The organism is Streptomyces sp. NPDC005648 (assembly GCF_040605395.1).
Lineage (GTDB): Bacteria > Actinomycetota > Actinomycetes > Streptomycetales > Streptomycetaceae > Streptomyces.
In genome coordinates, this window is the sequence record NZ_JBEXCS010000106.1 from 25,050 (window position 1) to 32,575 (window position 7,526).

The window sequence follows — 7,526 nt, forward strand, 5'->3', positions numbered from 1 at the left end:
GGTGGGCCCCTACGCGGTGAAGAAGTGGCTCAGGCCCAGGTCGCGCAGGCCGCGGCGGTAGGCGATGGAGCTGCGGTCGGCGGGGATGTTCACTTCGAGTCTCGGGTCGAGCGGGAGGTTCTCGGGTTTCTGGACCTCGACGACGGCGCGGTCCTCCTCGAAGACCGTGCGGTTGAAGTCGTATACCGCCTGGACGGGCTGGTCGGTGTCGAAGTTGCGGGCGATGGGGGCGAACATGCGGGTCTGGCGGGCGGAGACGGGGGAGGCGGCGTTCATGATGTTGAGCAGCCCGCCGTCCGGGAAATGCACGACGAGCGTGGCCGTGAAGGGCAGGTGCACGTCGAAGCGGCGCAGCCACCGGAAGCCGGGCGGGGCCTCCCTGGTGCCGTGCGGGTAGTTGCTGACGGTGCTCCAGTAGTCGACGGAGTGGCCGTACCGGTGGCGTACCGGGGTGTAGTCGGGGACCTCGGTGTTGTCGGGGTCGCCGAAGGAGTCGAGGTGCACGAAGCCGAAGTGCGCGACGTCGAGGAAGCCCTCGACCTGGCGGCCGGCGAACGCGGCGATGTCGATCCAGGGGCAGTTGATCTGCTGGAAGCCCGCCTCGTCCCAGTGGGCCATGGCCGGGATCACCGGGGCCGCGCCGGGCTCGGGGCGCAGGCAGGTCCACACCAGCCCGTACCGCTCGACGACGGGGTAGGTCCGCAGGTTCAGCCGGGACGGGATCTTCGACTCCGGATGGGCCGGCACCTGCACGCACCGCCCGCCGTCACCGAAGCGCAGTCCGTGATACGCGCAGGTGATGCCGTTCCCGTCGCCGCGGCCGAGGCTCAGCGGCACCCCGCGGTGCGGGCAGATGTCGTGGGCCACGACCACGCTGCCGCCCACCCGATAGGCCACCAGGGTCTCGTCGAGCAGGCGCACGGCGGACGGCGCGTCGCCGATCTCGCTCGACAGGGCGACCGGGTACCAGTGCTGGGTGAGGATCGCCCAGTCGTCGGCATCGAACGTGCAGTCGCGGGGCAGGTCAGGCCGGGGTGGAGCAGTGGTCATGCGAAAATCCTTCTGCGTGGCGCGGCTGGGAACGGCCGGACAGACACCTGTGAAGCGCGCACGCCGGTACGGCGGCGTGGGACACGTGCGAGGCGAAAGTGCGCGGTGACAAGCCGATCCCGGGGTGGAGGCACCGTGGAACCGCAGACCGGGCAGGGCACGGGGCACGGTCATCGGTACGAGGTCAGTTGTGACAGCCCTCGGACTCCGGATGTGAACCGTGCGCCACGCGTCCGCGCGTCCAGGCCGACTGGTGGGCACGGCACCGGAGGTCCGTGCTGCACGCGCTGACAGAGCTCATCGCGCATCCCTCCGTGCTCAGTGCCGACTGCCTGCCGCCGGACGACCAAGCCGAGACTGGCGCACAGAGATTGCCCTGTCATTCCGTATTTGTTACTTACGGATTCCGTGCCCGGTTTCGGCCCGGGGCGCCGAAGTGAGCGCAGCGGAAGGCCGCCGTGTCCATGAGTGTCCCGTCGGCCTCGAGCCGCTCGGTCACGTCCATTGAGCTGCGGGTAATGTGCTGGCCATGCCCGATACCCCGGCCCTGTCCGAACGTGATCGCCTGCTGAGGTTGACCGCGGACTACGTCCTGGAGCACGGCGTCGCGGACTTGACCCTGCGCAAGCTCGGCAGCGCGATCGGCACCAACAATCGCATGCTGCTGTACTACTTCGGCTCCAAGGAGGAGCTGATCACGGCCGCGCTGACCGAGGCGAGCGTGCGCTTCCCGATTCTCAGCGAGGCGTTCGTCATCATGGACGACCAGCTGCGCCCGCTGCGCGAGCGGATCACCGCGGCCTGGGACGCGGTGGCGGCGGCCGAGAACCTGCCGTTCCACCGGACGTTCTTCGAGGTACTGGGCCTGGCCGCGCATCAACGCGGTCGGTTCGACGGCTTCCTCGGGTCGGTGGGCAGCGAGTGGCGCGAACAACTCGCGGCCTCGCTGGGCGGCGGCGTGCCGAAGGCCGCCGCGGACGATCTGGCCCGGGAACTGGTCGCGTTGTGGCGCGGCCTGCAACTGGACCTGATCACCTCGGGAGACCGGGCCGGGACCGATCGGGTGATCGCGTCCGCCGCCGAGTCGATCGCCCGGCGGGCGGCGACGGCCGCCACCGCTCCTGGATCCTGATGTCCAGACCCTGATGTCCAGATCCTCGTGTCCAGATCCTGATACCCCGTCACATCTCCCTGGAATGACGGAGTTTTCAAGATGCCAGCGGGATCCGGGGGACGACGATGTCCAGCGGACCGTCCGGAATCGCGACCGCGTCCTGGCTCCAGCCCCAGATCGAACAGACCTTGCGCAGCGGGTCGCTGTACCCGTCCCTGCCGTGCAGCACCCGGTAGTTGTCGATGCAGATCATCTCACCCGGGCCCACCCGGAACATCGGCCCGCTGTCACGGGCCGCGACGACCGCGTCCTGCCAGGCGCGCACATACGTCCAGTGCTCCGGCTCCAACGGGCCCTCGACCGGCGCGAGATAGGGATGGTGTCGGCCCTGGAAGCGGCCCGACGGGGTCCGCCGGACGATCGGCGAATAGCCGCGCTGCGGGTAGTTGGGCTCGGAGTGGTCGATGTCGACAGTGCGGCAGAAGTCGGCGAGCGCGGCGCTGCCGGGATCGGCGGCCAGCAGGTCCAGCAGCCGGGAGGTGTCGATCAGGAAGGAGTCGCCGCCGCTGGCCGCGGGCCGCTCGCACCACAGGAACAGATGGTCGGGGGCGTAGTCGCCGAAAGCGAAGCCGTCGTTGTGGGCGACCATCCGCTCCTCGGACGGGCCGTTGGCGTCGCGTTTGCGGCCGCGCCCGTCGGCGGGCTGCGCCCTCATCCTCATCGCCTCGACCCGGGCGCTCTCCTTCGTCGCCTCGAACTGGGTGCCGCACCGCACAGCCCGGTCCCCCATGATCGCGCGGCCCATCGCGACCGCCTTCTCCTCGTCCGCCAGCCCGGTCACAATGGCCGCGCCCTCGGCGGCGAGAACCTCTGCCGCCTCCTGTGGGCCGGTTACTTTGCGCGGGATGAAACTTGCGGAGCTGACGTCCGACACAGCGCCTCCTGAAGCCCGCGGAACCAAGCCCGGTTGAACCAACCGGTTCAATCAGAGTAGAAGCGCCGTGTTTCCCCGAAGTGACGCACCCGCGTGCTTTGAGTTGCCCACGCGGCCCCTGGGGTCCACCCAGCCCTGGGCTTGTGCCCAGCCCGGGCAACGCGGGACGGTCCACCGGAACCCGGGTTCCGGTGGACCGTCGGATCGGTCGGGATCAGGAATCGGGGATCAGCACAGACAAGGATCCGTACCCGCCCCCAGGCCGAGGATGTCGTTGTCCCTCAGCGCACCCGAGTAGGCCTGTACCTCGTCGACGTCGCCGTGTAGGTACTCTCCCCAGCCGTCCCCGACCCTGGCCCGGCCGATCTGGAGCGCACCGGTGCTGTGCCAGCCGTCGGGGAGGGTCGTGGTCGCCTGGGCGTTGGTGTAGCCGTCGGCGTAGAGCTTGATCGTGTCGGTGGCGTCGTCGTAGACCACGGCGAGGCGATGGCCCTGGCCCTCGCCCCCGTCCGCGACCTCGGTCTGGGACACCACCTTCTCGGGGGCGCCGGCCTCGTCCTTCTCCGGCATCACCAGCTCCCAGGCGTGTGCGGACGGCTCGTAGACCACCTTGAAGGCGTCGGTGTGCGCACCGGCCTGCGAGAGCACGGTCATCGGGTGGGCGGGCTCGGAGTCCGCGAGACGCACGACGACGCCGAGGGTGAAACTGTCCCCGGTGTCCACCACGGGCCCGTCGGTGGCGGCGTACCCGTTCTCGCCGTCCAGCCGCAGATGCCCCTCGCCGACGAGTGCCGGCGGTACGTAGGTGCAGTCGGGGTCGATCTCCGGGATGCAGGAATCGTCGGAGCCCCGGTAGATCGAAGCGCCCGTGCCGAGCCGCAGGGGCGCGCCGTCCGACTGCTCGGGGCTCACGCCGTCGGTCGCGTTCTCCAGCGACCAGTGGCCGAGCAACTTCGGTTTGCGGTACGCCAGTTCGGCCACCTCGTCCGGCACCACGACCCGGTCGTGCACCTGTACGTCACCGATGTCGCCGTGCCACCGTTCCCGGTAGCCGGCGGCCCCGCGGGCCCGACCGATCTGGAAGGCGCCGGCCGCCTCAGCGGGAGTCGCGTCGGCCGCGGTTCCCACCTCATGGCCGTTGACGTACAGCCGCGCCTTCCCGGTCTCCGCGTCGTAGAGCCCCAGCAGGTGCGCCCACTCGCCGACTTCGGGGGCACCGCCGGACACCCGTGCGCCGCCGATCGCGAACGACCAGGCCGGCCCCGCGTCCTGAGGGTCCAGCCCGAGGCTGAAACCGGGCGCCCCGTCGGCGTCCTGGCTGGCGACGGTCATCTTCCGGCCGGTTTCGGCGGGCCGCACCCACGCGCTCACCGCGAAGGTCCTGCGGATGTCGGTCGCGGGGGCGTCCGGGGTGAGAAAGCCGTGGCCGCTGCCGTCGAGGCCAACCGTGCTGGTGGTCGTGGTGCCCGTGGGCGCCGGGCCGCCGAAGGTCACGCCGGTCCCGGCACGGGCGGTGGTACCGGACTCGGCGGCGGCCGAGCGGGAGCCCGCCGGGTCGTCCAGCTTCCACCGGGCGACGGGAGCACGGCCGGCCTTCACGTTGAACTCGTAACGCGCCTCGGTGCTGCTGCGGCCCGACCGGTCGATCGCGTGGACCGTCAGGGACTTGGGTCCCGAAGTGAGCGGCAGGTACGGGATGGTGACGGCCGCGCCCGGCTGCTGAGCGGAGACGGTTCCGCTGGGGCCGCCCACGAAGCGGTACGTGTACGACACCACGTCGTCCGAGGACGAGTCCACGGTGAAGTGGCCGTAGACGCCCACTCCGTCCACCCAGAACACGTCCTCGGGGGTGGGGTACTCGGGAGAGGTGATCGTCGGCTTCTCCGGGCTTACGTCGTCGTACACGAACGAGCAGACCGAGCCGTCGCCCTCGTCGCTCCACGCCGAGGTCGACTGCCCGTCGTTCGCGCGGACGTGCCAGGAGATGACGGTGTTCGCCGGGACGTCGTTCGGCATCGTCCAGTACTGGCTCTGCCCCGACGTCAGGGTGATGGTGGTGTAGGTGCGCCGCTGTTCCAACCCTGCCGCGTCCGTCCACCAGGCCTCGAACTCGCCGCTGACCGGGCTGGACTCGGAGGGCTGGTTGTCCTCCTCCGGGTCGTACAGCACCGCGCTGAGCCTGGGCGGTGTCGAGACGTACGGCATGTCCTCGCCGGTCGCGCAGGCCTTGCCTCCTGATCGGAGGTCCTGGACGAGCGGCTGCTCCGGCGGCAGATTGCCCACCGCTTGCGCCGTCCCGGCAGCCATGGCCAGCAGCGCCGCCACACAGCTCCCCACCACTGTCCGTCTGCGTCTGCCCGTCCCCCTGGACCTGGTCAAGTGCGCCTCCCCTGTTCGGACTTGGATCTCGTGGATCACACGAGTGCCCGAACCTAACAGAGACGACCGACAGCACCGGGAGGTGTGCTGCTCGACCAGTCGGCCCGGGCGAGCGCGGTTGTGATCGGCGCAGTGGTCACACCGCTGCCGAGGTGTCCTCGGTCTCCGGCGCGGTGACGCAGCCCAGCAGGCGCAGAGCCGCCTCGGAAGGTGAGCCCGGTTCGGCCGTGTAGGCGATCAGGCGCCGGCCGGAGGAGCCGGGGATGACGAGGTCCTCGAAGCTCAGGTCCATCGTGCCGGCCGACGGGTGACGCAACCGCTTCACCCCCGAGGTGCAGGTGCGCACCGGATGACGGGCCCAGCGGGAGGCGAACTCGTCGCACTGAACGGTGAGTTGGCCGTTCGGTGGCCTGGGGCAACGTCGCCGGTCTGGTCGCCTTCCTCACCGAGACCTCCCTGGTCGTCCTGCTGACCCTCTACCTTCAGGAGGTGCTCGGCTTCTCCCCGCTGGCCGCCGGTCTGTCCTTCGGTGTGCTGGGCATCGGAACGGTCGTCGGCGGCTCGGTCGCCCCGAAGGTCATCGGGAAGATCGGCACCAAGCGACGCTGATCACCGGCGGCATCCTGCAGACCGTGTTCACGGCCGCCCTGCTCGGCCTCGGCGCCACTCACTCCTCGCTGTGGCTGCTGCTCGTCGCCACCTTCGCCGGCGGTGTCGGCAACATGCTCGTCATCGTCGGCTTCATGGTCACCGCCACCTCCGGTCTCGCCGACCACGAGCAGGGCCTGGCCACCGGACTCGCGACCATGACCCAGCAGATCGGTATCACCATGGGCACGCCGACCATGAGCGCCCTCGCCACCACCGCGATGACCGGCACAGGAGCCTCGGCCGTCCTCGGCGGACTGAAGACGGCCATCGCGGTCAACGCCGCCCTCGTCCTCCTCGGCGCCCTCACCAGCGCCGTGTTCCTGCGTGGTGCGCGGTCGAGTGCGCGGTAACTCAGGGCGGTACCACCGGATCTACGGGCCCACGCACACGATCGACATCGCCGCGGACGTCACCGCGAGTGCGCTTGAGCAGTGACCTGGATCACAGTAATCGTCGCGGATTTCCATCCAACATCTCGCGGACCCGCCGCATCTCCCTGGTGTACGACGCCCACCGCGTCGCCACCAGACAGGAGATGAGATGTCCAACCAGATGTTCGACCACCAGGCAGCCGGCAAGAGGTTCTCGCGTCGTGGTCGTACGGCAGGAGCAGCCGCCTTCGCCGGTGCCGCCCTGATCGCGATCGTCATCGGCACGCATTCCGCTGTCGCCGCATCCGCCGAGCCCGCCCTCGGCTCCGGCAGCCTGATGCAGAGCGAGGACTTCTTCCAGCAGGGTCTGTCCCCGGTCGGCGCGACCGTGGACCTGACCGGGAAGCGAGCTCTCTCCGCCTGCTCCGGCGAGGAGACGATGCGCACGCTGACCAAGGGGAAGGGCGTCGCCTACGCCGACGTGGCCTGGTCCTTCGACACCAAGGGGACCTCGCTGACCGAGTCCGCGACCGCCGGTTCCACCGGCACGTCGGCGGCCTCGTACGAGGAGCGGCTCAACAAGTTGGTGCGCGGCTGCCAGCACGAGCCGGCCGGTCACTGGTACTACGGCAAGGCGCATGCGATCACCGGCAAGGCCGGCAAGGGCAGTTGGTACGCGGCCTACAACGGCGACGGCAAGGTCGCCGGCGGGGTCGCGGTGATCCGCGGCGATCGCCGGGTCGGCATCGTCGAACTGACCGGTCAGCCCAGCGACGACGCCGGCTACATGGCAGGCATCGCCGCGACCGCCATCAACCGGCTGGCCGACTGATCCCGTCGCACGGTGGCGCCGGCCCGGCATGGTTTCTCAGCCCCGGTTCAGCGGCCTGGGGCTGGGACCTCCGCCCGCCGCCCGGCGGGCGGGTCGTGGTCGGGGTCAGATGAGGGAGCTCTTGTAGTACAGGCTGGCCATCTTATTGGTATCGGTGGCTGCAGTTGTCGTCGGTGACCAGGTAGCAGGGCTTGC

General features: G+C 69.9%; 6 protein-coding genes and 1 pseudogene. 3 read left to right on the forward strand and 4 right to left on the reverse strand.

The annotated features are described in order from the left end of the window. Window positions 1–9 precede the first annotated feature (9 nt). Window positions 10–1,050 (reverse strand): aromatic ring-hydroxylating dioxygenase subunit alpha, encoded by a 1,041-nt coding sequence (locus ABZT17_RS38630; RefSeq protein ID WP_356356318.1) that lies wholly within the window; start codon window positions 1,048–1,050, stop codon window positions 10–12. 529 nt (window positions 1,051–1,579) lie between these two features. Here ABZT17_RS38630 and ABZT17_RS38635 point away from each other — a divergent pair. Next, the gene (locus tag ABZT17_RS38635; RefSeq protein ID WP_356356320.1) at window positions 1,580–2,182 is read left to right on the forward strand and encodes a TetR/AcrR family transcriptional regulator; all 603 of its coding nucleotides are present in this window, start codon (window positions 1,580–1,582) and stop codon (window positions 2,180–2,182) included. A gap of 76 nt (window positions 2,183–2,258) precedes the next feature. Here ABZT17_RS38635 and ABZT17_RS38640 read toward each other — a convergent pair whose 3' ends face one another. The 3 genes from ABZT17_RS38640 to ABZT17_RS38650 all read right to left on the reverse strand — a co-directional run bounded on the left by ABZT17_RS38640 (window position 2,259) and on the right by ABZT17_RS38650 (window position 5,823). After that, complete coding sequence (locus ABZT17_RS38640) at window positions 2,259–3,098, reverse strand: TauD/TfdA family dioxygenase (protein WP_356356322.1); 840 nt, start codon at window positions 3,096–3,098, stop codon at window positions 2,259–2,261. A 228-nt stretch (window positions 3,099–3,326) separates the two neighbouring features. After that, window positions 3,327–5,405 (reverse strand): LamG domain-containing protein, encoded by a 2,079-nt coding sequence (locus ABZT17_RS38645; protein ID WP_356356329.1) that lies wholly within the window; start codon window positions 5,403–5,405, stop codon window positions 3,327–3,329. 208 nt (window positions 5,406–5,613) lie between these two features. After that, window positions 5,614–5,823 (reverse strand): hypothetical protein, encoded by a 210-nt coding sequence (locus ABZT17_RS38650; protein WP_356356323.1) that lies wholly within the window; start codon window positions 5,821–5,823, stop codon window positions 5,614–5,616. Window positions 5,824–5,876: 53 nt separating this feature from the next. Here ABZT17_RS38650 and ABZT17_RS38655 point away from each other — a divergent pair. Together ABZT17_RS38655 and ABZT17_RS38660 are read left to right on the forward strand one after the other, a co-directional pair. Next, window positions 5,877–6,478 (forward strand): annotated as a pseudogene (locus tag ABZT17_RS38655) (MFS transporter); the annotation flags it as partial. Between the two features lie 190 nt (window positions 6,479–6,668). After that, on the forward strand, window positions 6,669–7,331 hold the full coding sequence (locus tag ABZT17_RS38660) for a hypothetical protein (RefSeq protein ID WP_356356325.1): 663 nt from the start codon (window positions 6,669–6,671) through the stop codon (window positions 7,329–7,331). Window positions 7,332–7,526 lie beyond the last annotated feature (195 nt).

Excerpts from the sequence above, each read along its gene's own strand:
- ABZT17_RS38630 (WP_356356318.1), bottom strand. The coding sequence starts at position 1,050 with ATGACCACTGCTCCACCCCGGCCTGACCTGCCCCGCGACTGCACGTTC.
- ABZT17_RS38660 (WP_356356325.1), top strand. The coding sequence starts at position 6,669 with ATGTCCAACCAGATGTTCGACCACCAGGCAGCCGGCAAGAGGTTCTCG.
- ABZT17_RS38645 (WP_356356329.1), bottom strand. The coding sequence starts at position 5,405 with ATGGCTGCCGGGACGGCGCAAGCGGTGGGCAATCTGCCGCCGGAGCAG.
- ABZT17_RS38635 (WP_356356320.1), top strand. The coding sequence starts at position 1,580 with ATGCCCGATACCCCGGCCCTGTCCGAACGTGATCGCCTGCTGAGGTTG.